This is a genomic window from Enterobacter cloacae complex sp. Mu1197 (assembly GCF_040059225.1).
Classification (GTDB): Bacteria; Pseudomonadota; Gammaproteobacteria; order Enterobacterales; family Enterobacteriaceae; genus Enterobacter; species Enterobacter quasiroggenkampii.
Genome location: NZ_CP157375.1, coordinates 2267186 through 2290740, shown reverse-complemented (window position 1 = coordinate 2290740; position 23555 = coordinate 2267186). Strand labels below are relative to the sequence as shown.

The 23555-nt window shown below is 55.2% G+C and carries 23 protein-coding genes; 12 read left to right on the top strand and 11 right to left on the bottom strand.

The features are described from left to right. Nucleotide 1: 1 nt before the first annotated feature. Complete coding sequence (locus ABFV38_RS10855; protein ID WP_348959369.1) at nucleotides 2–1627, top strand: alpha-amylase family protein; 1626 nt, start codon at nucleotides 2–4, stop codon at nucleotides 1625–1627. Here ABFV38_RS10855 and ABFV38_RS10850 read toward each other — a convergent pair whose 3' ends face one another. The 4 genes from ABFV38_RS10850 to ABFV38_RS10835 are packed head-to-tail and all read right to left on the bottom strand — an operon-like array spanning nucleotide 1628 to nucleotide 4121. Next, entirely contained in the window at nucleotides 1628–2614 is a 987-nt protein-coding gene (locus tag ABFV38_RS10850) for an SDR family oxidoreductase (protein ID WP_063621590.1), read from the bottom strand. Nucleotides 2615–2631: 17 nt separating this feature from the next. Then, the gene (locus ABFV38_RS10845) at nucleotides 2632–3150 is read right to left on the bottom strand and encodes a 2-oxo-tetronate isomerase (RefSeq protein ID WP_045910504.1); all 519 of its coding nucleotides are present in this window, start codon (nucleotides 3148–3150) and stop codon (nucleotides 2632–2634) included. 11 nt (nucleotides 3151–3161) lie between these two features. Beyond that, entirely contained in the window at nucleotides 3162–3608 is a 447-nt protein-coding gene (locus ABFV38_RS10840) for a YetF domain-containing protein (protein WP_008502280.1), read from the bottom strand. A 9-nt stretch (nucleotides 3609–3617) separates the two neighbouring features. Then, a complete protein-coding gene (locus ABFV38_RS10835) occupies nucleotides 3618–4121 on the bottom strand; it encodes a hypothetical protein (protein WP_348959368.1) in 504 nt (167 codons plus the stop codon). A gap of 138 nt (nucleotides 4122–4259) precedes the next feature. On the opposite strand from ABFV38_RS10835, the gene ABFV38_RS10830 reads away from it, so the two are divergent. The 4 genes from ABFV38_RS10830 (at nucleotide 4260) to ABFV38_RS10815 (ending at nucleotide 9340) form a co-directional block, all read left to right on the top strand. Next, complete coding sequence (locus ABFV38_RS10830; RefSeq protein WP_045910503.1) at nucleotides 4260–4649, top strand: YdeI family stress tolerance OB fold protein; 390 nt, start codon at nucleotides 4260–4262, stop codon at nucleotides 4647–4649. Between the two features lie 64 nt (nucleotides 4650–4713). Beyond that, the gene (locus ABFV38_RS10825) at nucleotides 4714–5598 is read left to right on the top strand and encodes an SDR family oxidoreductase (protein ID WP_045910502.1); all 885 of its coding nucleotides are present in this window, start codon (nucleotides 4714–4716) and stop codon (nucleotides 5596–5598) included. A 181-nt stretch (nucleotides 5599–5779) separates the two neighbouring features. Next, nucleotides 5780–6703: a LysR substrate-binding domain-containing protein gene (locus ABFV38_RS10820; protein WP_045910501.1), complete on the top strand. Its 924-nt coding sequence runs from the start codon at nucleotides 5780–5782 to the stop codon at nucleotides 6701–6703. Nucleotides 6704–6958: 255 nt separating this feature from the next. Continuing rightward, nucleotides 6959–9340, top strand: a complete 2382-nt coding sequence (locus ABFV38_RS10815) for a glucose/quinate/shikimate family membrane-bound PQQ-dependent dehydrogenase (protein WP_126533904.1) — start codon at nucleotides 6959–6961, stop codon at nucleotides 9338–9340. An 89-nt stretch (nucleotides 9341–9429) separates the two neighbouring features. Here ABFV38_RS10815 and ABFV38_RS10810 read toward each other — a convergent pair whose 3' ends face one another. From ABFV38_RS10810 to ABFV38_RS10800, 3 genes are all read right to left on the bottom strand, one after another. Continuing rightward, nucleotides 9430–11121: a methyl-accepting chemotaxis protein gene (locus ABFV38_RS10810; RefSeq protein ID WP_348959367.1), complete on the bottom strand. Its 1692-nt coding sequence runs from the start codon at nucleotides 11119–11121 to the stop codon at nucleotides 9430–9432. Nucleotides 11122–11281: 160 nt separating this feature from the next. Further along, entirely contained in the window at nucleotides 11282–12400 is a 1119-nt protein-coding gene (locus ABFV38_RS10805) for an S-(hydroxymethyl)glutathione dehydrogenase/class III alcohol dehydrogenase (protein WP_021242543.1), read from the bottom strand. 31 nt (nucleotides 12401–12431) lie between these two features. After that, nucleotides 12432–12707: a metal/formaldehyde-sensitive transcriptional repressor gene (locus tag ABFV38_RS10800; RefSeq protein ID WP_008502288.1), complete on the bottom strand. Its 276-nt coding sequence runs from the start codon at nucleotides 12705–12707 to the stop codon at nucleotides 12432–12434. A 230-nt stretch (nucleotides 12708–12937) separates the two neighbouring features. Between ABFV38_RS10800 and ABFV38_RS10795 the strand changes: the two genes are divergently transcribed. From ABFV38_RS10795 to ABFV38_RS10785, 3 genes are all read left to right on the top strand, one after another. Then, entirely contained in the window at nucleotides 12938–13306 is a 369-nt protein-coding gene (locus ABFV38_RS10795) for an NlpC/P60 family protein (RefSeq protein WP_196346307.1), read from the top strand. Then, entirely contained in the window at nucleotides 13306–13809 is a 504-nt protein-coding gene (locus ABFV38_RS10790) for a YbjP/YqhG family protein (RefSeq protein ID WP_032639342.1), read from the top strand. Before ABFV38_RS10795 ends, ABFV38_RS10790 begins: the two co-directional genes overlap by 1 nt. Before the next feature lie 63 nt (nucleotides 13810–13872). Continuing rightward, nucleotides 13873–14739, top strand: coding sequence for an AraC family transcriptional regulator (locus tag ABFV38_RS10785; protein ID WP_348959366.1), 867 nt, complete (start codon nucleotides 13873–13875; stop codon nucleotides 14737–14739). Between the two features lie 51 nt (nucleotides 14740–14790). Here the strand turns inward: ABFV38_RS10785 and ABFV38_RS10780 are convergent, their stop codons facing one another. Next, nucleotides 14791–15720: a LysR family transcriptional regulator gene (locus tag ABFV38_RS10780; RefSeq protein WP_348959365.1), complete on the bottom strand. Its 930-nt coding sequence runs from the start codon at nucleotides 15718–15720 to the stop codon at nucleotides 14791–14793. A 90-nt stretch (nucleotides 15721–15810) separates the two neighbouring features. Between ABFV38_RS10780 and ABFV38_RS10775 the strand changes: the two genes are divergently transcribed. The 3 genes from ABFV38_RS10775 to ABFV38_RS10765 all read left to right on the top strand — a co-directional run bounded on the left by ABFV38_RS10775 (nucleotide 15811) and on the right by ABFV38_RS10765 (nucleotide 17471). After that, nucleotides 15811–16287, top strand: a complete 477-nt coding sequence (locus tag ABFV38_RS10775; protein WP_235404768.1) for a GNAT family N-acetyltransferase — start codon at nucleotides 15811–15813, stop codon at nucleotides 16285–16287. Between the two features lie 123 nt (nucleotides 16288–16410). Continuing rightward, complete coding sequence (locus ABFV38_RS10770) at nucleotides 16411–17079, top strand: epoxyqueuosine reductase QueH (protein ID WP_348959364.1); 669 nt, start codon at nucleotides 16411–16413, stop codon at nucleotides 17077–17079. 119 nt (nucleotides 17080–17198) lie between these two features. Then, on the top strand, nucleotides 17199–17471 hold the full coding sequence (locus ABFV38_RS10765) for a CsbD family protein (RefSeq protein ID WP_045910495.1): 273 nt from the start codon (nucleotides 17199–17201) through the stop codon (nucleotides 17469–17471). Nucleotides 17472–17502: 31 nt separating this feature from the next. Here ABFV38_RS10765 and ABFV38_RS10760 read toward each other — a convergent pair whose 3' ends face one another. After that, the gene (locus ABFV38_RS10760; RefSeq protein ID WP_048030546.1) at nucleotides 17503–18966 is read right to left on the bottom strand and encodes an EAL domain-containing protein; all 1464 of its coding nucleotides are present in this window, start codon (nucleotides 18964–18966) and stop codon (nucleotides 17503–17505) included. A 277-nt stretch (nucleotides 18967–19243) separates the two neighbouring features. On the opposite strand from ABFV38_RS10760, the gene ABFV38_RS10755 reads away from it, so the two are divergent. Next, on the top strand, nucleotides 19244–20128 hold the full coding sequence (locus ABFV38_RS10755; RefSeq protein WP_048223123.1) for a hypothetical protein: 885 nt from the start codon (nucleotides 19244–19246) through the stop codon (nucleotides 20126–20128). Between the two features lie 35 nt (nucleotides 20129–20163). Here ABFV38_RS10755 and ABFV38_RS10750 read toward each other — a convergent pair whose 3' ends face one another. Further along, nucleotides 20164–21339 carry an HlyD family type I secretion periplasmic adaptor subunit gene (locus tag ABFV38_RS10750; protein WP_348959363.1) on the bottom strand — a complete coding sequence of 392 codons (1176 nt, stop codon included), beginning with the start codon at nucleotides 21337–21339 and terminating at the stop codon, nucleotides 20164–20166. After that, entirely contained in the window at nucleotides 21336–23516 is a 2181-nt protein-coding gene (locus tag ABFV38_RS10745) for a type I secretion system permease/ATPase (RefSeq protein ID WP_348959362.1), read from the bottom strand. The genes ABFV38_RS10750 and ABFV38_RS10745 overlap by 4 nt, the downstream gene beginning before the upstream one ends. Between the last annotated feature and the right edge of the window lie 39 nt (nucleotides 23517–23555).

Genomic DNA, 23555 nt, shown 5'->3' with positions numbered 1-23555 from the left:
TATGACGGACTGGCATACACGGGCCATTATTTACCAGATTGATACCGCACTCTTTTATGATTTGAACGGCGATGGCTGCGGGGACATCGCCGGGATAGCGGCCAAGCTGCGCTACATTCGCCGGATGGGGGCGACGGTTATCTGGATCACCCCGTTTTACCTCACCCCCTTTCTCGATGAAGGCTATGACGTCAGCGACCATCTCCAGGTAGACCCCCGCTTCGGAAAGCTGGCCGATATTATTGCCCTTATCGAACAGGCCCGCGAGCTGGGCATGCAGGTCATTATTGAGCTGCTGATCCAGCACACCTCCGACGCGCACCCCTGGTTCCAGCAGGCCCGCCGTAACCCGGCGTCACCCTACCGGGATTACTACCTCTGGTCAGATACTGACGAGGACGATACGCCCCCGATGTTTCCCGGCGTGGAGGAGAGCATCTGGAGCTCGGACGACGAGGCGGGACAATACTACCGGCACATGTTCTATCGCCACGAACCGGACCTGAACCTGACCTCGCCCGCGGTGCTGAAAGAGATTGAGAACATCATCCTCTTCTGGCTCAAGCTGGGCGTGTCGGGGTTCCGCCTGGATGCCGCCTCCCACCTGACCACGCAGGCGGGAAATGGTGATGAAAAAAAGGGTCTGTGGATCCTCGAGCATATGCGCCGTCTTATTGAGGAGCATAATCCGGAGGCGATCCTGCTGGGTGAAGTGGACGTCGAGGTGGAGGCCTATCAGGATTACTTTGGCAATAATGACCGCCTGAATCTGGTGCTCAATTTCTGGCTCAACAAATATTTCTACGTCAGCCTGGCCCGCAAAAGCGCCCGCCCGCTGCGCAACGCGGTGAAGAAGATGATTGTCCCGCCCGATTCATGCTGTTTTGCCAACTGGCTGCGCAATCACGACGAGCTGGATCTGGAGGGCATCAGCCAGAAAGACAAACAGTTTGTCCTCGATACCTTCGCCCCTGAAGAGGAGATGAACGTCTACCAGCGCGGGATCCGCCGACGCCTGGCCCCGATGCTCAACGGCGATCTGAAGCGGCTGGCGTTCTGCCACGCGGTACTCTTTTCCCTGCCTGGCGTTCCGGTGATGCGCTATGGCGATGAGATCGGCATGGGGGATGACCTCGAACTGGAGGAGCGCTACGCCGTCCGCACCCCCATGCAATGGGCAGGATCGCAAGGCGGCGGTTTTTCGGCAGCCGACCCGGAAAAATTTATCGCGCCGATTATCGACCGCGGTCCTTATCGCTATCAGAAAATCAACGTCGCTGATTCGCTGCTCCACCGCAACTCGCTTCTGCACCGGATCATTGATATCGCCAATACCCGCTCGGAGTTCCCCGAAATCGCCGTTGCGCCCTTTCGGCTCCTCACGATCGATAATGACGCGGTGCTGGGGATCTATTACGAGACCGAAGAACGCAGCATCCTGACCTTCGTCAACTTTAGCGACCAGCCGGTGCGGTTCACCGTCAAGGGGATCCGCAACGCCACCTGGACCGCCTGTCTCGAAGACAAACGCTACGATGACGCGCTGGTTTGCGGTAAAACCGTTGAGCTCAGCCTTGGCGGCTACGGCTATCGCTGGTTCTGGACGCACCGCAGCGCGCTGCGCTGATTACGGTTTCCGGCGGGTGAGCAAACGCGTTAATACAATCCCCGCCAACGCCAGCCCCCCTAACGCCACTTTGCCCGGCATACCGGAGGTCACGGACGTCGCGCGAGTTTTCGCTTCGTCAGTGAAACGGCCATGGATTTTGTGCAGGTCGTTAACCGGCTGGTCGAGATAATCCCGGCGGTCCGGCGCGTTCAGATCGTCCGTCATCTGACCTTCCCAGGCTTTCTTCACCATCAGCCGGTCCAGAAAACCCGGGAAGAGGAACTGCCCGACAATCGACTGGATGGTGCTGCTGCCTACCCACAGCTCACGCACCGGCTTTTGCGCCACCCTGAAGATGGCGCTGGCGGCGACTTCAGGCTCGAACACCGGCGGTACCGGCCGCATCGCCCACGCGAACTTGTTCCTTGCCCATTCAAACTGCGGCGTGTTAAGCCCCGGCATCTGCACCATCGAAAGCTGAACCCGGCTGTTTTCATGCATCAGCTCGGTACGTACCGCGTCGGTAAACCCGCGGATCGCCGCTTTGGCCCCGCAGTAGGCGGACTGCAGGGGAATGGAACGGTAGGCCAGCGCGGACCCTACCTGGATAATCACGCCCCTGTCGCGCGGAACCATAAGCTCAAGCGCCGCGCGGGTACCGTTCACGTAGCCGAGGTACGTCACCTCAGTCACGCGGCGAAACTCGTCCGGCGTAAGGGTGCGAAACGGTGCCAGCACGGCCCCCATGGCATTGTTAACCCAGACATCAATCGCGCCGAGGCGATACTCAATGTCGTTAGCCGCATCCACCACCGCCTGACTGTCGGCAACGTCAGCCTGCACGGCGTGTGCATTCACGCCGAAGCGGCGCAACTCTTCCTGGGTGGAGTGCAGGCTTGCCTCATCGCGGGCGATGAGGCCGACATCGTAACCTGCTTTTGCAAAGCGCAGCGCCGTGGCTTTTCCCACGCCCGCCGTCCCACCGGTAATTACTATGACAGCCATAGAACCTCCACGTGAAATCAACCGTTATGCCCGTCCGACAATGCTGTCACCAGCTCGGCCAGCGAAAAATGCACCGCTTTTTCCACCACGTCCTGACAGTCGCCGGAGAAAAGCACGGTGCGGGTTTGCGTCTCGCCCTGGATGTTCCACGCAAAGCAGACCGTCCCCGCCGCCGTGCCATCGTCGCCCCCTTCCGGGCCAGCATAGCCGCTGATGGCGATACTGATATCCGCCTGGGCGATGTCGCGGATGCTGGCGGCCATCTCGGTCACCGTCTGCTCACTGACGGCGGTATAGCGCGCGAGCGTCTCAGGACGAACGCCGAGGATCCGCGCTTTGGCTTCGTCGCTGAATACGACCAGGCCAACATCATAAAAATCGGCCGTGTTCTCTTCGGCGCAAAGTGCTACCGATAGCTTTCCGCCAGTGCAGGATTCCGCCGTGGTTAAGCGAAGCCCGAGATCGGTTAATTTGCTCGCCAGTTTTTTCGTCAGTTCACCCACGGTATAATTATTGTCGTGAAAAAGATTGCTCATCTTTTCGCCTCTTATTTCTCGAAAGGAATGATTGAAATATGTCCATTGCGCTCAAGTATGGCATATTTAATTTGGCTTATTTCGGTAATACCATTATTTTGACGCGCTGACACCAGAATATCATCGCAAGAGACATCGACCTTTTTGAGTTTATCCGCCAGGGGTACGCCGTTTTCCACCAGAATCACAGGAGTGCCGTCAAGAATATTCTCCACCGGGGAAAAATACTTCTTCATAAGGCCAAAAATAATATCCACCACCACCAGGGTGGTAATCGTAATCATCGCACCGGTGACGGAAAAATCTTGTCCGAGAAGCGCCTGCTGCGTAGCTTCACTAATTATCAGGAGCAGAATGAGATCGAAGCTGGTCATCTGCAGCAGCGCACGCCGCCCGGCCACTTTAAATACCACCACGAGGAACAGATAAATCGCCAGCGCACGAAAGACCATATCCATATCAGCCTCCTAGGGGTAAATAAATTGCCAGAGGGTTATCTCCGGCTCGTTGTTTACACGAACGGTCGTGTTCCATTTACCGGCTCTCGAAGGCGTGGTGAAGAGTAACACCGCGAAGCGGTCTGACTTTTTCAGGTTGTTATAGACAAAATAGAGGGTCTTGCCACGGCTGAACATGCTGTCCGGCTGCGGCCAGACGCTGCCAGGCTCGTAAACATCGCTGCTCTCGCTGGCCATGCTGAGAACATACTTTCCCTCTGTTCGCACCGGGAACGCCAGCGCCATTCGCGTCTCCGTCTCCCGGCGGCCAAACCGTTCATAACTTATGGTCAGTGATTTAGCGGAATTGGTTTTAACCGTATCGCTGACCCACCCGATTGAAAACAGACCGGCGATAGCGGCGATGATAATAGCCAGCAGAACAATAAAACCCACCTGACGAAACGCGTATTCAAACGTCAGCAAGCGATAACTCTCATCTATCCCGGGCAACTTTTCATTTTCACGCTTCATGGTCATCGTCACCGTTTCGCTTATTATCCGATAAGTTTGATTTTTCACGCGAATGTTTTTAGGACTTATCACATTTGCCACATAAAGAAATAGCAACAATACTTAATAAGTCAAGACACCCAAAATGAAGGATATCCGATGAAATTATCGCTTATTTCCGCTTTTATGATATTTCTGGTTCCGGCCGCCTTCGCAGATAATAATGGCGGATTACAAAAAGGTGAAGCTCCGCCGCCACCCCATGCGCTGGATAGTGGATATCGCGGAACCGATGATGCGCGTATTATGACCATCGATCAGGCAAAACAACTGCACGACGGTGCGACCATTTCATTACGCGGTAATCTTATTGATGGTAGCGGCGATAAGTTTGTATTTCAGGATAAAACCGGAAAAATCGACGTTATTATTCCCCAGGCAGTCTTCGACGGCAGAACGGTAAAACCCGACCAGATGATCAGTATCAACGGTTCGCTTGATAAAAAATCATCCCCTGCCGTCGTCCGTGTTGATCGTTTGCAGAAATAATTCAGCGAAGCGTTAACGCTGCAGTTATCCATCAAATCTCACCCCTTGGCTTAAGGAGTCAGCTATGAGTGATACTAAACAACGTACGAACGCTTACCCGCAGCCCCCGTTCCCGGAACAGCCACAAACGCCACCGGGACTGGCATCCGAAATGCAACCCGTACCCGACCACGGGGAAACCAGCTATAAAGGGCATGGCCGCCTGGCGGGCAAAAAAGCGCTGATCACCGGTGGTGACTCGGGTATCGGTCGCGCTGTAGCCATCGCCTATGCCCGTGAAGGCGCGGACGTGGCCATTAACTACCTGCCTGAAGAGGAAAAAGACGCCGCCGAGGTTATCGACCTGATCAAAGCCGAAGGGCGGAATGCCGTCGCGCTGCCGGGGGACGTCCGGGACGAAACCTTCTGCCAGAATCTGGTCGAAGAAGCCGTCTCGAAGCTGGGCGGGCTGGATATTCTGATCAACAACGCCGGTCGCCAGCAGTTCCGTGAATCGCTTGAAGAGCTGACCACCGAAGATTTTGACGCGACGTTTAAAACTAACGTGTACGCGCCTTTCTGGATCACGAAGGCTGCTCTGCGCCACCTGAAAGCCTCGTCCGTGATCATTAATACCTCCTCCGTCCAGGCGGTGAAGCCCAGCCCGGTGCTGCTGGACTACGCCCAGACGAAAGCCTGTCTGGCGGTATTTACCAAATCCTTAGCCAAGCAGTTGGGTCCGAAAGGCATTCGCGTCAACGCGGTCGCTCCCGGTCCTTACTGGACGGTACTGCAGTCCAGCGGCGGCCAGCCGATGGAAAAAGTGAAGGAGTTTGGCGGAGATACGCCGCTGGGACGTCCAGGTCAGCCCGTCGAGATTGCCCCGCTGTACGTCACGCTGGCCTCGGATGAATGTTCATTTACGTCCGGCCAGGTGTGGTGTTCTGACGGCGGTGACGGGGTAATCTAACCGCATAACCCTTTCCCCTCAGCAATGAGCAATAAATGAACAAGGATGTTCGCTCTTATTCCCCTGCCGAAAAACATGTTGTAACTCAAACAGATCAAATGTTAAAAATATTTTGCTATCAGGTTATCAAAATTAAACAACTTAACTTGTCACCCGCATCGCTCTGTTTTTAACATCGCCTATGGAAAAAAATGGTCTGTTCAGTCAGCGCATACGCTTGCGCCATTTGCATACATTTGTGGCCGTCGCTCAACAGGGAACGCTGGGGCGTGCGGCTGAAACTCTTAACCTGAGCCAGCCTGCGCTCTCGAAAACCCTCAACGAGCTTGAACAGCTGACCGGCGCCCGTCTTTTTGACCGCGGTCGGCTTGGCGCGCAGCTTACCATCGTCGGCGAACAGTTCCTGACGCACGCCGTTAAGGTGCTGGATGCGCTCAATACCGCAGGCCAGTCCCTGCATCGAAAAGAAGAACACAGCAGCGAGGTCGTCCGCGTCGGGGCCCTGCCTACCGCCGCGCTCGGCATTCTTCCGCCGGTGATTGGCCAGTTCCACAAGCAGCAACGGCATACCACGATCCAGGTTGCCACCATGAATAACACCATGCTGCTCGCGGGGCTGAAATCGGGCGAGCTGGATATCGGTATCGGCCGCATGTCCGATCCTGAACTGATGGGGGGTCTCAATTACGAACTGCTGTTCCTGGAATCCCTGAAGCTGGTGGTTCGTCCCGATCACCCTCTGCTGCAGGATACGGTGACGTTAAGCCGCGTGATGGAGTGGCCGGTGGTGGTGTGTCCGAAAGGGACCGTCCCCCGTCAGACCGCCGAAACCTTGCTGCAAATGCAGGGGTGTACGCTGCCATCAGGGTGCATCGAAACGCTGTCGGCCTCGCTTTCACGCCAGCTCACGCTCGACTATGACTACGTCTGGTTCGTTCCCTCCGGGGCGGTAAAAGATGATTTGCGCCAGGGCACGCTGACCGCTCTCCCGGTAACGGCCCCCGGCGCTGGTGAACCTATTGGTATTTTGACCCGGGTAGATACTCCGCTTTCCACGGGTGCGCAGACGCTGCTGAGCGCCATCCGCAAATCAATGCCGGTTTAAAACCTTTTCGACCCTCCCCCTAACCCTCTCCCCTCAGGGGCGAGGGGGCTGTCCTGTGCGTTAATCAAATAATGCGGAATAAATCATTAACAATTGCGTAAAACAATTTAACAGTTTTATCATAGCGGCGAATTCACCAAATGGTTCGCTAATTATTTGACAGAAACGAATTCACCGGCATTAACCATCAATCCCACCGCATTTATTACCCAACTGGTACATACCCGACACGGCGGGGGATCTAAGGAGACAGAAATGGCATTTGGCAGCGCGCCGCGCGGGATACCTCGTATTCTGCAGTGGCTTCTTGCCGGACTGATGATGCTCATCGGTCTGGCCGTCGGCGGGTTGGGCTTAAAGCTCGCCACCGTAGGCGGAAGTAGTTACTTCCTGATAATGGGCGTGGTAATGGTGATTGCCGCGATCCTGATTTTCCTCAACCGCACCAGCGGGATCCTGCTTTACGGCATCGCGTTTATTGCCTCGCTGTTCTGGGCGGTAAGCGATGCAGGCTGGGATTTCTGGCCGCTCTTCTCCCGCCTGTTTACCTTTGCCGTGCTGGCGTTCCTGTGCGCCATCGTCTGGCCCTTCCTGCGCGCAGCAAACCACACTGCGCCGAACAAAGCCCCCGCCTTTGGCGTCGCGGCGCTACTAGCGGTGGCCATGCTGGTCAGCCTGGGCTGGATGTTTAAGCCGCAAACCCTCGTGGCAGCGAACGAGCCCGTGCCGGTGAAACCCGTTGCACCCGGCGAGCAGCAAAAGAACTGGGAACACTGGGGCAACACCACCCACGGCGACCGTTTCGCCGCGCTGGACCAGATTAACAAGCAAAACGTCAACTCGCTGAAAGTCGCGTGGGTTGCGCACACTGGCGATATTCCGCAAAGCAACGGCTCGGGTGCGGAAGATCAGAACACGCCTCTGCAGATTGGCGACACGCTGTATGTCTGTACGCCGTACAGTAAAGTGCTGGCGCTGGACGTGGATTCCGGTAAAGAAAAATGGCGTTATGATTCGAAAGCGACCGCGCCGAACTGGCAGCGCTGCCGCGGTCTGGGCTACTTTGAAGATCATGCGAATGTGACGGCGTCACAGACCGGAACATCGCCAGCGGCATGCCCTCGCCGCCTGTTCCTGCCCACCACCGATGCCCGTCTGATTGCCATCAACGCGGATAATGGCAAGGTCTGCGACGACTTTGGCGACCATGGCATCGTGGATCTGAGCGTCGGCATGGGCGAGATCAAGCCCGGATATTATCAGCAAACCTCCACGCCGCTGGTTGCCGGGAACGTTGTCGTCGTCGGCGGTCGCGTCGCGGATAACTACTCGACCGGTGAACCGCCGGGCGTGGTGCGCGCCTACGACGTTCACACCGGTAAACTGGCCTGGGCGTGGGATCCGGGTAATCCGAACCTGACCGGCCTGCCGCCGGAAGGCCAGACCTACACCCGCGGTACGCCGAACGTCTGGTCTGCGATGTCTTACGACGCCAAACTGAACCTGATCTACCTGCCAACCGGCAACGCCACGCCAGACTTCTGGGCGGGCGAGCGTACCGCGCTGGACGATAAGTACAGTTCCTCCATCGTCGCCGTCGACGCGGCCACCGGTCAGGTCCGCTGGCATTTCCAGACCACCCACCACGACCTGTGGGACTTCGACCTGCCTTCCCAGCCGCTGCTGTACGATCTGCCTGACGGTAAGGGCGGCACCACGCCGGTGCTGGTGCAGACCAGCAAGCAGGGCATGATCTTCATGCTTAACCGCGAAACCGGCAAGCCGGTGGCGAAGGTAGAGGAACGCCCTGTCCCGGCGGGTAACGTTGAAGGTGAACGCTACTCCCCAACCCAGCCGTACTCCGTTGGCATGCCGATGATTGGCAACCAGACGCTGACCGAGTCCGACATGTGGGGCGCGACGCCAGTCGACCTGCTGCTGTGCCGCATTCAGTTTAAAGAGATGCGTCATCAGGGCGTCTTTACCCCGCCTGGTCTCGATCGTTCCCTGCAGTTCCCTGGCTCACTCGGCGGGATGAACTGGGGCAGCGTCTCCGTTGACCCGAACAACAGCCTGATGTTCGTCAACGATATGCGCCTGGGTCTGGCGAACTATATGGTGCCGCGCGCGAACGTGGCGAAAAATGCCAGCGGCATCGAGATGGGGATAGTTCCAATGGACGGCACGCCGTTCGGCGCGATGCGTGAACGCTTCCTGTCACCGCTGGGCATTCCGTGCCAGAAGCCGCCGTTTGGCACCATGTCAGCCGTCGACCTGAAAACCGGCAAGCTGGTGTGGCAGGTTCCTGTCGGCACGGTGGAAGATACCGGCCCGCTGGGCATTCGCATGCACATGCCAATCCCAATCGGTATGCCGACCCTGGGCGCGTCGCTCTCTACCCAGTCCGGTCTGCTGTTCTTTGCCGGTACCCAGGATTTCTACCTGCGCGCGTTTGATACCGCCACCGGGAAAGAGATCTGGAAAGACCGCCTGCCGGTTGGCAGCCAGTCCGGCCCGATGACCTACGTGTCCCCGAAAACCGGTAAGCAGTACATCATCATTAACGCCGGTGGCGCCCGCCAGTCGCCGGACCGCGGTGATTACGTTATTGCGTACGCGTTACCCGATAAGAAATAAGATGTGAAAAAGGGACCGAAAGGTCCCTTTTTTGTAGGTCAGTTTTTGTAGGTCGGGTAAGCGAAGCGCCACCCGACGCAACACGCCACTCAGAACGTCTCCCAGTTATCCCCGGAAACCGTCGCCGCCGGGCGTAACGGTACGTTCTGCGCCACCGGTGCAGCCGTCACCACGCGGCCCTGCTTTGCGCTATTCAACCGAAACGCGCCAACCGCCTCGGTCAGACGCGCGCCCTGTTCTTCCAGAGACGCCGCCGCCGCGGAGGCTTCTTCCACCAGCGAGGCGTTCTGCTGGGTCACTTTATCCATCTCAGAAATCGCCTGGCTCACCTGCACAATACCGCGGCTCTGCTCATCGGACGCCGCGGCGATCTCCAGCATGATGTCGGTAACGCGTTTCACCGCGTCGACAATCTCATTCATGGTGTTACCGGCGGCCACAACCTCGCCGGAGCCTTGGTCGATCAGCGATACCGATTCGTTGATCAGGCTTTCGATCTCTTTTGCGGCATTCGCACTGCGGCTTGCCAGGGTGCGCACTTCACTTGCCACCACGGCAAATCCGCGCCCTTGTTCACCTGCACGGGCCGCTTCTACCGCCGCGTTAAGCGCCAGGATATTGGTCTGGAAGGCAATGCTGTTAATCACGGCGGTAATTTCAGAGATCTTCTTCGAGCTGCTGGAGATATTGCCCATGGTTTTCACCACGCCGGAGACCATCTGGCCGCCGCGGGTGGCTTTGCCGGAAGCATCTTCCGCCAGCTTGCTGGCATGATGGGCGTTATCGGCGTTCTGCTTCACCGTCGCGGTCAGCTGTTCCATGCTTGCGGCGGTTTGCTCGATGGCGGCAGCCTGCTGCTCGGTGCGGGACGAGAGATCGGTGTTACCGGCTGAAATTTCGCTGGTGCCACGGTAGATTTCCTCTGCCCCCTGACGTACGGTGCCCACGGTGTTTTCAAGCGAGTGCTGCATGGTTTGCAGATCGCGCGTCAGGCGACCAATTTCGCTGCGCCCCGCCACGTCGTCCGGCATCGTCAGGTCGCCCTTAGCGATATTCTCGATACGTTTCGCTGCCCGCTGCAGCGGATTGATTACCGTGCGGCGCAGCACGACAAAGGTCATCGCCGTCAGCACCAGCGCCAGCGCAAACGCGCCCACCATAAACATCAGGCCCAGCTGCGTGCGGCTGTGCGCCTGCGCCGTCAGCGCATTGGCACGGTCGGTACGGATCTTAATCGCCTTCAGCAGTACGGCGTTATAAGCGTCATCCAGCGGACGCGCCGTTTCGTTTTCGTGGTTGATGATCGCTTCGAACATGCCGTTTTTGGCGAATTTCACCATCGGCTGCATGCCAGCGATATAGGCCTCGTAACGCGCTTTGAGATCCGCGTCCAGCGCTGCGCCCTCGGCGGTGCGCACGGCACGATTCATGTAGGCGGTAAAGCTCTCCTGGGACTGCTTAATGCGTGTTTCCGCCTCGCTGATGTTCTGCTTCATGGCGTCCATCTCCGCGATACGGCTTGCCGCACCGGCGTGGATCAGATTGATACGCGCGGTTCGCAGATGGTTTGAGCTGTTCGACAGCCCCATACGCACCTGAATTTCAGCTGTGACATCCTGCTGATCGTTATCGGCCTGCAGCAGGAAATAACCCGCAAGACCCGAGCTCAAGGCAAACAGAAGAATAATGCCACCGAGAATGGAGGAAAACAGCGGAACCAGCCTGATGTGATGCAAGAAGCTCAGCTTGCGCTGCGCCAGCATCGAAGTAGTGTTGTCCATGACCGTCGACTCTCTTGTAGGTAAGATGCGTAAAAACACGCCTGTTAAATAGTCATCGGCACGGCACAGATTAAGATTACGGCTAAAAACGCCGCACTGGTCACACTTTAGAGAAGATTATTAAAGAAACGCCAGCGGCGAAAAACCGCTGGCAGAAGAGTTACTTGTCGCCGAAATGGATAACGGTACGGATGGATTTTCCTTCGTGCATCAGATCAAACGCCTCGTTGATCTGCTCCAGTGGTAAGCGATGGGTAATGAACGGATCGAGCTGAATCTTGCCGACCATCGCATCTTCAACCATACCCGGAAGCTGGGTACGCCCCTTCACGCCGCCAAACGCGGAACCGCGCCATACGCGCCCGGTGACCAGCTGGAATGGACGGGTTTTAATCTCCTGACCCGCACCGGCCACGCCAATGATGATGCTCTCGCCCCAGCCCTTGTGGCAGCACTCCAGTGCGGAACGCATCACGTTCACGTTGCCGATACACTCAAAGCTGAAGTCCACGCCGCCGTCGGTCATCTCAACAATAACGTCCTGAATCGGCTTCTCGTGATCTTTCGGGTTCACGAAATCAGTCGCACCCATTTCACCCGCCAGCCTGAATTTCTCCGGGTTAGTGTCCACCGCGATGATACGACCGGCCTTCGCCTGCACCGCGCCCTGAATCACCGCCAGACCAATGCCGCCGAGACCGAACACCGCCACGGTATCGCCCTCTTTGACTTTTGCCGTGTTATGCACCGCGCCAATACCGGTGGTCACGCCGCAGCCCAGCAGGCAGACTTTGTCCAGCGGCGCCTGCGGGTTCACCTTCGCCAGCGAGATCTCCGCGCAAACGGTGTATTCGCTGAAGGTGCTGGTGCCCATGTAGTGATAAACCGGCTCGCCGTTGTAAGAGAAACGGGTCGTCCCGTCCGGCATCAGCCCTTTCCCCTGGGTGGCTCGAACCGCCTGGCAGAGGTTAGTTTTGCCGGATTTACAGAACTTGCATTCGCCGCATTCCGCGGTGTACAGCGGGATCACGTGATCGCCCGGCTTCAGGCTGGTCACGCCTTCGCCCACTTCCACCACAATCCCGCCGCCTTCATGACCGAGCACCGCCGGGAAGACGCCCTCCGGGTCATCGCCCGAGAGCGTAAACGCATCGGTATGGCACACGCCGGTATGGGTGATTTTGATCAGCACTTCGCCTTTCTTCGGCGGTGCCACGTCAATTTCAACGATTTTGAGCGGCTGGCCGGGGCCAAATGCAACTGCAGCGCGAGATTTCATATGCCTTCCCTTTTTTGTCAGGTATGTGGATTTATTTTAGATAAGAGCGCAGTAAATGGCCGACTTCCGCCATGCGTACGGCTCGCTGATCCGGCGTGGTGTCCCCCGCAACCAGCTCATCTTTGAGGTGAATTTCAACCATTTCGCCCATCAGGCCATTGGCAGCCCCGCGTACGGCGGCAATTTGCTGCAGGATGGCCAGGCAGGGGTCGCCCGACTCCAGCGCGCGTTCAAGGGCATCAACCTGACCCCGAATGCGACGGACGCGGGTAAGAATACGTTTTTTATCTTCGGGTGAATGCGGCATACGCCCTCCTGATACTATAGGGGGGTATGGTATTTAACTTTTATGTCGATGTAAACCTTCTGTTTCCGTTGCAACATCAGCGTATCTACCGCATATCATCAACCAAGCGAATTAAACTTCAAAAAGAGATAATGCTCTGAAATATATAATTTTTTAATGACATTATTTGCCTAACCCGATTGTAGCTTCCGTTGTTTAGTGACGATTTCATATACAACAGGAGTTAACACATGGCATGGAACAAACACGCAGCGGCCCTGCATGCACGCCAAAATGCAGGGACTTCATCGCAAAAACGCTGTGGAGAATATACGCGAAAGGCAATACGTGCAGGTGGCGTGGATATTGGCAATGCACCTAACGCAAAAGACTATGGCAGTAACCTTGAACGGGCAGGTTTTCGAGTTTTAGGGCAAGGTGAAACATTACAGGAAGGCGATGTGGTTGTTATTCAGCCTTATGCTGGAGGTAATCCTGCGGGTCACATGGCAATTTATGACGGCACTACCTGGTACTCTGACTTCAGACAAAGAGATATGTGGGGTGGCCCGGGATATCGCTCCTCACGCCCTGCTTACAAAATTTACAGGAAAAGCTGATGCGTTACGTTCTCTTGATGTGCCTGTTACTAACGGGATGTTCAACGCAAATGGATGCGCCGGAAAAACGTACTCATGACTTTTACACGTTTTACCTCACTGCTTTCGTTACAGACAGCAAAGAAGATAATCTCGATTCACCAAAAATGCGTGACTATATTGCGCAAGACACGCTCTCCCGACTGCAAAAAATTTCCTCTCTCTATGAACAAGAAATTATCGGTTCTGATTATTTTACCTATACGCAAGACTATGCGGCGGAGTGGATCCCTGACCTAAGCGTAAGCAACGCGATAAACTCGGTGTCCGGAAAAGTTGTTAACGTCGAACTGGGTGCAGGTAATGGGCAAAAACTGCGGTTAAACGTGTATCTGCGCAATGAAGACGGTAAATGGAAAATATATCGCGTCACCGATGCGAGCCATCATTTCGAACAGTATATTTTTGACGAGAGGGCGATTGCTGCGGCACAACGATATGCGGCCAGTATAACTTCACCATAATTAGCAAGATCGGTCAGGATTATGACCATTCAATGAGGCAAAGTGGGTCATCAGGAGGATGCAATGAACGATGCAATCAAAACGACCTACCTCGAGCGCTTCACGATGGTGTGCGACTATATTGCCCACCATCTCGATGAGCCACTCACGCTGGAGAAGCTCAGCGCGATAGCCTGCTGTTCGCCTTATCATTTTCACCGGCAGTTTCTGGCATTTAGCGGTCAGCCTCTGTATCGCTATATCCAGTGGCTACGCCTGCGTCATGCTTCCTGGCGACTGGCGTTTAATCCTGAGGATAAGGTGATTGATATTGCGCTCGATGCCGGTTTCCAGAGCCCGGAATCGTTCAGTCGCGCCTTCAGAAACGCGTTTGGAAAAAGCCCCCGTCAGTTTCGGCAACAGCCGGACTGGCTGAACTGGCATCAGCGCGTACCGAAAATGACCTTTCAGGAGCAAAAAACGATGGAAATTAAGATTGTCGATTTCCCACAGACCCAAGTGGCAATGCTGCAGCACCGTGGCAGTCCGGATCGGGTTAATGACAGCGCGGCGAAGTTTATTGCCTGGCGTAAAACCACGGGCTTATCGCCAGTACACGAAAGCAGCACGTTTGGCATTGCCTGGGATGACCCGGCAACTACGCCAGCAGACGCCTTTCGTTTCGATATCTGCGGCAGTATCCCGGAACCGATACCAGAGAATGAATTTGGCGTTTCCAGTGGTGAAATTGACGGCGGACGCTACGCCGTCGGGCGCCACACCGGTTCGCTGGATACCATTTCCGCCACGGTGTGGTCGATGTTTCGCGACTGGCTACCGGCCAGCGGCGAAACGCTGCGCGATGCCCCGGTATTTTTCCACTACCTCAACTTTATTCACGAGGTGCCGGAACACGCGCTGCAAACGGATATCTACCTGCCGTTAAATTGACGATCCGTTACAGACCGTCCTTTCTGCCGGGTGGCACTGCGCTTACCCGGCCTACCGTCCCCTGACAGCCTGCGCCAGCGTTTGCAGTTCCTCCTTCAGCCAGCGGGTCGCGCCCCGCTGGCCGCTGCGTTTATGCGAGTAAATTTTCACTTCAAACGTGCGTATCGGAAACGGTAACGCAAAAATCCTGAGATCCGCTGTCCTAATCAGCTTCTCCGCGGCATAGCGGGGGATCGCCATCAGCAGGTCACTTTCCGCTACGATAAACGGTGCGCTGAGCATCGACGGCGTTTTGATCGCGATTTGTCGGGTATAGCCCAGTTGCTCAAGCCGCACGTCCAGAACGCCCTGCTTCTCATTCCACGGCGTCACCACCAGGTGCCGGGCCGCGAGATAATCCTCCAGCGTCAGCCGGGTCCGGCTTGCGTTGCTGATGACCACATACTCATCTTCAAACCAGCCGATCTCTTCCAGTTCCGGATGACGGATATCCTCCGGCGTGCTGAAGCCAAGCGCCAGATCCACCTCGCCCGCCAGCAGTTCCGTCAAAGCCGGGCTGTGCGGCAGATAGCGCAATTCAAAGCGTAAACCCGGGGCTGTAAGCTGCAGCCTGTGCATCAGAGCCGGAAAGATGCAAAGCGCGGTAAAGTCCGTTATCGCAATCTGCAGGCTCTCCGTACTGCTGGCTGCATCAAACTCCGGCTGCGGGGTCAGCTCATGATTCAGGAACGACAGTGCGGAAGCAATCGAAGGCGCAAGCTGAGAGGCATACACGCTGGGGGACATGCGGTGCCCTTCACGAAAAAACAGAGGGTCATTCAGGGTGGCGCGCAGGCGCGACAGCGCATGGCTGAGCGCGGATGTGCTCATCGCCAGCTCGTCAGCGGCCAGCCGAACGGAGCGGTGGCGGTAAATCGCGTCGAAAACTGGCAGCAGGTTTAAATCAAGCCGTCTCAGGGCCGGATGCATAATATTCATCATTTGTTGATTTCATTGCACTTAATTCTTCAGACAATACGCCGTATGCTTAATGCCATCAATCAGGACACACGCTAAAAAGCAGGAAAAACAATGAGCATCACCCTTCGTCAGGCCCGTCCCGAAGATGCGGCGGCCATTTACGCCATGATTTACGAGCTGGCGGTGTATGAAAAAGCCCCGGAAGAAGTGATTACCACGCCGGAGGAGATCCGGGAAACGCTCTTTGGCGCAGGTACTAAAACCGAGGCATTGATCGCGGAGTGTGAAGGCAAGATCGCGGGCTATGCCGTGTTCTTCACCAGCTATTCGACCTGGCTCGGACGCAACGGTATTTATATGGAAGACCTGTACGTTTCTCCGGCGTATCGCGGGAAAGGTGCAGGCAGAGCACTGCTGAAACATATCGCGCAGTTGGCGGTAAAACGACAGTGCGGTCGTCTTGAATGGAGCGTGCTGGACTGGAACCAGCCCGCCATCGACTTTTACCTGAGCATTGGCGCGCTGCCGCAGCCCGAGTGGGTACGTTATCGTCTGGATGGTGAAGCGCTGCTGAACTTTGCCGAATAGCGGCACGCCTACCCGAGAAGATCCCGCCCCGCGGGATCGCGCTTTCCTGCATCCCTCCCGTCTCAACAGTTTCTGAATTTATGCTACCCTTCCATAAATTTCATCAACATAGTGCAGAACGCCATGACGACAGCCCCTTTTATCCGCCCTCAACTCACCCTGCCCATCGGCGCTGACAAACTGCTGCTGCACTCCTGCTGCGCCCCCTGCTCGGGTGAAGTGATGGAGGCTATTCAGGCGTCGGGCATTGAGTACACCATTTTCTTCTATAACCCCAATATCCATCCGCAAAAGGAATACCTCATTCGTAAGGAGGAGAATATTCGGTTTGCGAAAAAGCACGGCGTGCCGTTTGTTGATGCCGATTACGACACCGATAACTGGTTTGAGCGCGCGAAAGGCATGGAATGGGAACCCGAGCGCGGCGTCCGCTGCACCATGTGCTTCGATATGCGTTTCGAGCGCACGGCGCTCTATGCGGCAGAAAATGGATTCAGCGTCATCAGCAGCTCGCTGGGGATCTCCCGCTGGAAGAACATGCAGCAAATAAACGACTGCGGCCAGCGTGCGGCCGCGCGCTATCCGGGTATGGTGTACTGGGACTATAACTGGCGCAAACAGGGCGGCTCCTCACGCATGATTGAGATCAGCAAGCGGGAACAGTTTTACCAGCAGGAATATTGCGGGTGCGTTTATTCGCTCAGGGACAGTAACCTGCACCGTAAGTCTCAGGGTCGCCCGCTGATCCGCATCGGGAAGCTGTATTACGGTCAGGATGACAATGAGAAATAACGGGTTCCCGGTATAGAGATATATCCGAAAACCGCCCTGTCAGGTGCCGAATTTAGCCTTGCGTCTCACACATCCGCAAAGAGAGGCTATCCTTTAATTATCAACAAAAGGAGGCAAAAATGTCTGATATCGGTACTGATAAAAACACCCAGTTTGCTGAAGACAAAGCAAAAAATAAATTTGATGAACTTGCAGGTTCAGCGCAGCAGCAGTTTGGTGAATTCGTCGATTCACCAAAACATCAGGTAAAAGGTGCCGCGAAAAAATACGCCGCTCAGGCCAGCGATGCCGTTTCCGACGTCACAGAAGCGGTCAGAAATAATCCCCTCACCGGCCTCATCGCCGCGGGTGCTGTCGGTATTGTTCTCGGCCTGTTGCTGGGTCGAAAATAAATCAGAGCCCTTCGGGGCTTTATTTTTGTCATCAGCTAAATAACCGTACCATGCGGTCTAACTCATCCTCTTTCACGGCACGTGAAAGATAATATCCCTGAAAGTTTTTAACGCCCAGCGCGACGAGTTTCTCGAACTTTTCTTCGCTATCAACCCCTTCTGCAATACAGTCAGTGCCGGTCATGTCGCTATAAATCTGAATCGCTTTTATCAAATTGTAGTCATTGTCATTTGCCACAAAGTGATCGACGATGTCCCGATCCAGCTTGAGTCCATCGAAATGGACCTGGCGCACCGGGAACATGGTTTGATGGTTAGAAAAGCAGTCATCCAGAAATAAACGACACCCCGTTTTGCGTAAATGCCGCATGGTTTCAGGGATCCTTTTATCCTTCGTCACGTCGATATCCTCTGCAAATTCAAAGACCAGCTTTTCCGCCCACTGCGGTTTAAGCAGCATATCGATGGCCTTTCGTGCCATATCAGGCAAGGCATTTCCGGAAGCCAGACGAGGCGGGATATTCACAGAAAAATAATATTTCCCGTTATACTTATTAATACCTGAAACGGCAGCATGGATGACCAACGCCGTTATTTGCAGCCATATCTCATGATTGGTAATATCCGTTAAAAAACTGGCAGGCTTGACAATTTTACCGTTTTTATTCCAGCGAATCAGAATTTCAAACCCAACCCCTTTTTTATCGCGATCGGTAATGATCTGATATGCCGGGAATATTTCGCGATTTCGTAGGGCATTAAAAATGTCGGTTTCCTTCTCCGTGAGCCCCGTTTTTTGACGTGGGTGTTTAGCAGGCATTTCCGCTTTAAAATTATGCGGATCGTGTAGCCAACGCTTAATTAAGTGTAATTTAAGCACACCTTCCTTACGGTGGGTATACACCGTTTTATTCGACAACCCCATTCTATCGCACATTTCTTTTACGGACATGCCGCGGTAAAAACTTAATAATACGTCAATTTCTCTTCGTGTTAACCACTTGAGATTTTCTTGCGAGGAAATATCCATGTAGCGTTCGCGTAATGCGCGAGAGCGATCCTTAAAACTTTTGTAATGGGTATGAAAGCAGGCTATTACATCAGAAACGCTGGCTACGCGAATCAATGATAGTTGATAGCGGTTATTTAAAAGACTGCCCAGCGTGCGGTACAGCCAGCCATCGGGAATATCACCATACAGGGTGACGTGCCGAATGACGGGCAGTGCATTGAGTACCGAGGCCAGTCGCTTCAGGCTTTCCAGGAGGTTGACCACGCCTTTCCCGAGAAACACCACGATATGCGCATCCTGATTTTTAAGGATATTTTCAATATCCTGTTGTGATGCCTCATCTCCGTTAAAGTGGATCCGGGAAGCATGGATTCCGTATTTATTAAGGATCGAACAATATCCCTGGAATGTGAAACCGCAGGCTGAGATGACAAACTTATGTTCATCGCACGCCCCATTTCTGAGAGAAATTTTGTGGGTCATAACCTGCTCCTGGGCACCAAAGCGCCATTTCCATTTGAGTATGCGTAAAATTTATTGCATCTGTTGCGAAGTATAATTTTACAGTAGCACCCAGGGTTAAGAAACTGTTATCAGCCTAATTCACCGGAACATCTTTGCGTTAATCACCCGCGTTTAAATATACTTTTCTTTTCAAATAACCACGGCAAATGTTTTATTCTCAGGGTATAATGAAAATTCCGAAAAAGAAGACTGGATACTTCATCTATCGGCTCATTCAAATACGAGAAAAAATGCTATGGATAATCATATCTCATCCAGGGCCTTGCTACATCGAAGGGATGTCATAAAGAGCAATCCACGATTCGGTGAGGCAATATTAGAGCACTACACAATTAATGACACCATCTACAAAAAACAACCTTTGTTCTACAAGACAATGCTACAGGAATCCCGGTTCAACATTATCCTCTCCATGTGTTGTTTTATTTTTGGAAATCAGGCCGAGTCAGTCTCAGAAATTAAAGAGTTATGTTCTCGCTATAAGATAGCCAGCCCCAACAGCGTTATTGCGATCATCACGATACTCAGAACCACCGGGCGCATCAGGACCTGGCGCTGTACGGAAGACAGACGCAAAACGAGAATCGCACCAACCGAAAAAGGCCTGAATGAACTTAAGCGATATATGTCCGGCGCTTTTTTGCCCGTCAGCATTCTTTACCCAACATTCAATATTAACGTGAACCTGCTGGATAATGATATTTTGAGAAATAACTTCTTCCGCCGTGCGGCAGAATATCTTTTTCGGGGATTAACGTTCAGAAAGGTGTTGCCTGAAGTGGGATTATTTATCGATAAAGATGGCGGACGTATGATTATGCTTTATCTTTACCTGCAGGCTATGAAAAATAAATCTGCCCATGGTGCCGTCATCGACTATTCAGCCAGCACGCTCGCAAAAGAATTTTTTGTATCGCGTATCCACGTCAACCGGATTATCAAATCGGCTCAGGAGGCAGGCTATCTGAAAGATCGGGGTGATGGTCGGCTATCGGTCTATCCGGCGTTTATCGAACTCGTCGAAAATTATGCCGGGTTATATTTTGCGTATGTTACGCATTACATCAACGTTGTTCCTAAAGAGCGACGCCACGTTCACAACGTGACGTCAACCGTATAATCCACCAGGCGTTCGGAGTTCCGAACGCCGTTCACTTATCTTTCCCGCAGCGCCTCTTTTGCCTTGTTCAGCGGTTTCAACAGATAATCCAGAATGGTTTTGCTGCCGGTTTTAATATCAACGGTGGCAATCATGCCCGGAAAGACCGGAAACTCCTGACCTTGCTTATTGGTCAGATGGTTACTGTCGGTACGAATATAGACGCGATAGTAATAAACATCTCTTTTCACCTCATCCTGCAGGGTGTCCGGCGAAATCATGGTCACTTCCCCTTCCAGCCCACCGTAAATGGAGTAGTCATAGGCCGTCACTTTCACCAGCGCCTTCTGGCCGGGATGGATAAACGCCACATCGCGCGGCGAAATTTTCGCTTCTACCACCATCTGATCGTCAAGCGGAACCAGACTCATCAGCTTGCCGTTCGGCGGGATGACGCCGCCCACGGTCGTGACGTCAATATCCTTCACGATCCCGCGAACCGGCGCATTGAAGGTCAGTCGGGTCAGGGAGTCTTCCCGACCCTTCATCACCGAACGCTGGGCTTCAATCTCCGCATTGGCTTTCGCCAGCTCTTCGCGGGCGCGGACGTAATACTGGTTTTTCATCTCGGTGATTTTATTCTCAAGCTCATTTTTTTGACGCTCAAGACGCAGCACCTCCACCTTGCTGGCCGCCCCCTGGGTCACCAGCGGACGGGTCAACGACAGCTCGCGCTGCACCAGTTCGGCACCCTGACGTAAACCCGCCAGCCCTTTTTCAAGGCTCTCGCGACGGGACTGATAGAGCGCCGTTTCCTGCTTAACCAGCTCAACGTCGTCATCCAGCTCCTCGGGAAACGTCAGCTCCGTGTCGTTAACTTCAGCCTTCAGGCGTGCCGCCGTGGCCAGCGCCGCATTCAGACGCGACTCGCTCTCCAGCACGCTCGACTCGGTTTTTGTCCGGTCAAGCTGCGCGAGCTGCTGGCCGCGCTCGACGATGTCGCCTTCGCGCACCATCAGGCTGTGGATAATGCCGCCTTCCAGGGACTGGATGACCTGCTCATGCGAAGACGGTATCACCTTGCCGCTGCCTGTCGTCACCTCATCAAGATGGAACAGGCTCGCCCAGGCGATAAACACCACCAGCAGGGCGAACAGGGACCATGCCACCAGGGTAGAGCGCGGAAGGCGATGCTCCTTCAGTCGGCTATTAAAACGGGAGAAATCATTCATGCCGCGCCCTCCTCTGCAACCGCCGCCGGTTTCATGGTCACGGTGCGCTGTGCTGTCTTTTGCGGCGCCATACCATGCTGGTGCAGGATGGCGTCGCGCGGGCCGTCCATCACCACCTTGCCGTTTTCCAGCACGATGATGCGGTCGACCAGGTCCAGAATCGGCAGGCGATGCGTCGCCACCACCAGCGTGCGGCGCTTACCCAGCCATGTGTGAAGATGCTGAATAAACTGCTTCTCGCTCATTTCGTCCAGCCAGGCGGTAGGCTCGTCCAGCAGCAGAATAGGCGGCGAGGTGATCAGGGCGCGCGCCAGCAGCAGCGCCTGACGCTGTCCGCCCGAGAGTCCCGTTCCGCCCTCGTTGATGATAGTGTTCAGCCCCATTTTCTGTTTGCGCACAAACTCCAGCGCGCCACTGTTGACCAGCGCCTGGTGAATCTCATCGTCGGTCGCCAGCGGGTTACCCATCAGGATGTTGTCCCGCACGGAGCCAAAGAACAGACGGGCCTGCTGGCTCAGCAGCTGCATGTCGCGACGCACGTCGGCCGGATCAAGGTGATTGAGGGCAATATCGTCCAGCAGAATGGTGCCCTGCTGTGGCTCCTGCATGCCCGCCAGAAGCTGTAACAGCGTGCTTTTGCCGGAGCCATTGCGCCCGAGCACCGCCACGCGTTCTCCGGCGCGGATCTGCAGCTTGCTGATGTTGAGCACGGTGAGTTTCTCTTCCTCGTCGTAGTAAAACCCGACCTCCTCAAGGGCATAGTCGCCGCGCAGGTGGGCTTTGTGCACCTTCTTGCCGTGCTGCGGATCGTCAATCGGCCGCTGCATCAGGTCGTCCAGCCCCTTACGGGCCACTTTTGCCGACTGCCAGCGCGAGAGCACGCCTGAGATCTGCGACAGCGGCGCAATGGTCCGCGACGCCAGAATCGAGGTACCCACCAGCGCACCGGTGGTCATGTCACCGCTGATGACCAGATAGCAGCCCACCAGCAGCACTACCGCGTAAACAATGGACTGCACCTCCTGGGTCCAGGTAAGCAGCAGGCCCGTCAGCCAGCGCTGCTTCATGCCGACGCTGGCGGCAACGTCGTTGGTGTTATTCCACTGATTCTGGAAACGCTGCTCGGCGCGCATCAGCTTGATGTCTTCAATGCCCTGCACCGCTTCCACCAGCGTGGCGTTACGAATGGCGGATTCACGCATCCCTTCGCTGGAGAGTTTCCCCAGCGGGCGCTGCACCAGCAGGCCCGGAATAAGCAGCAGCGGCACGGCGAGCAGGACCACCAGCACCAGCGGACCACCAATCATCCACAGAATGAAGACGAACAGCAGGAAGAACGGCAGATCGGAGAGGGCCGCAATGGTCGTCGAGGTGATCAGCTCGCGCACCGACTCCAGCTCGCGGATCTGCGCGATAAACGATCCGGTTGATTTCGAGCGCGCACCGTTTTTAATCCGCAGCGCGTGGGCAAAGACGCGTTCAGAGATGCGCAGATCGGCGCGCTTCCCCACCACGTCAGAAATGTGTACACGCAGCATGCGCATGATGAATTCGAACACGATGGCAATCATCACGCCGCCAAACAGCACCCACAGCGTGGCTTCTGACTGCGACGGTACCACCCTGTCGTAGACCTGCATGGAGAAGACCATGCCGGAAAGCGCCAGCACGTTGGCGACCAGCGCCACCAGCATAATGTCGCTGTAGCGTCGCCAGTCCTTCAGCGCCAGCTGCCAGAACCAGTTTTTCTCATACGGTTTGATGTAGTCATCCACGCGGGCATCCGGCGTAGACTCGAGCGGGCGCAGCACCATCAGGCCCTTTAACCGCGACCCGAGCGCCTCGCGCGTCAGCGTCGTCTCCAGGCCGCCGTCGCCGCTGAACTGCAGGCTGACGTTGCCTTCGTTGTCCATTCGGTTGATCACCGCAATCTGCCCGCCGGTGAATTCCGCCAGCAGCGGCAGACGCCACGGATCGAGGGAGACCGCTTCCGCCGCCACCACACGCATCCCCAGCCCAAGCTGGCGCGCCATCTCCTCCAGCACCAGCTGGCGAGGCGACTGGCTTTCATGGTTAATCGTGACCCGAACGTGCTCCACCGAAAAGTCCAGCCGGTAGTGCTTCGCGATGATGAGCATGCCCTGCAGCCAGGGTTCGTACTGTGGATGTGTCTTCATAATCTCCGGGTTAACGCCATTCGTGTAAAGAAACGCCAA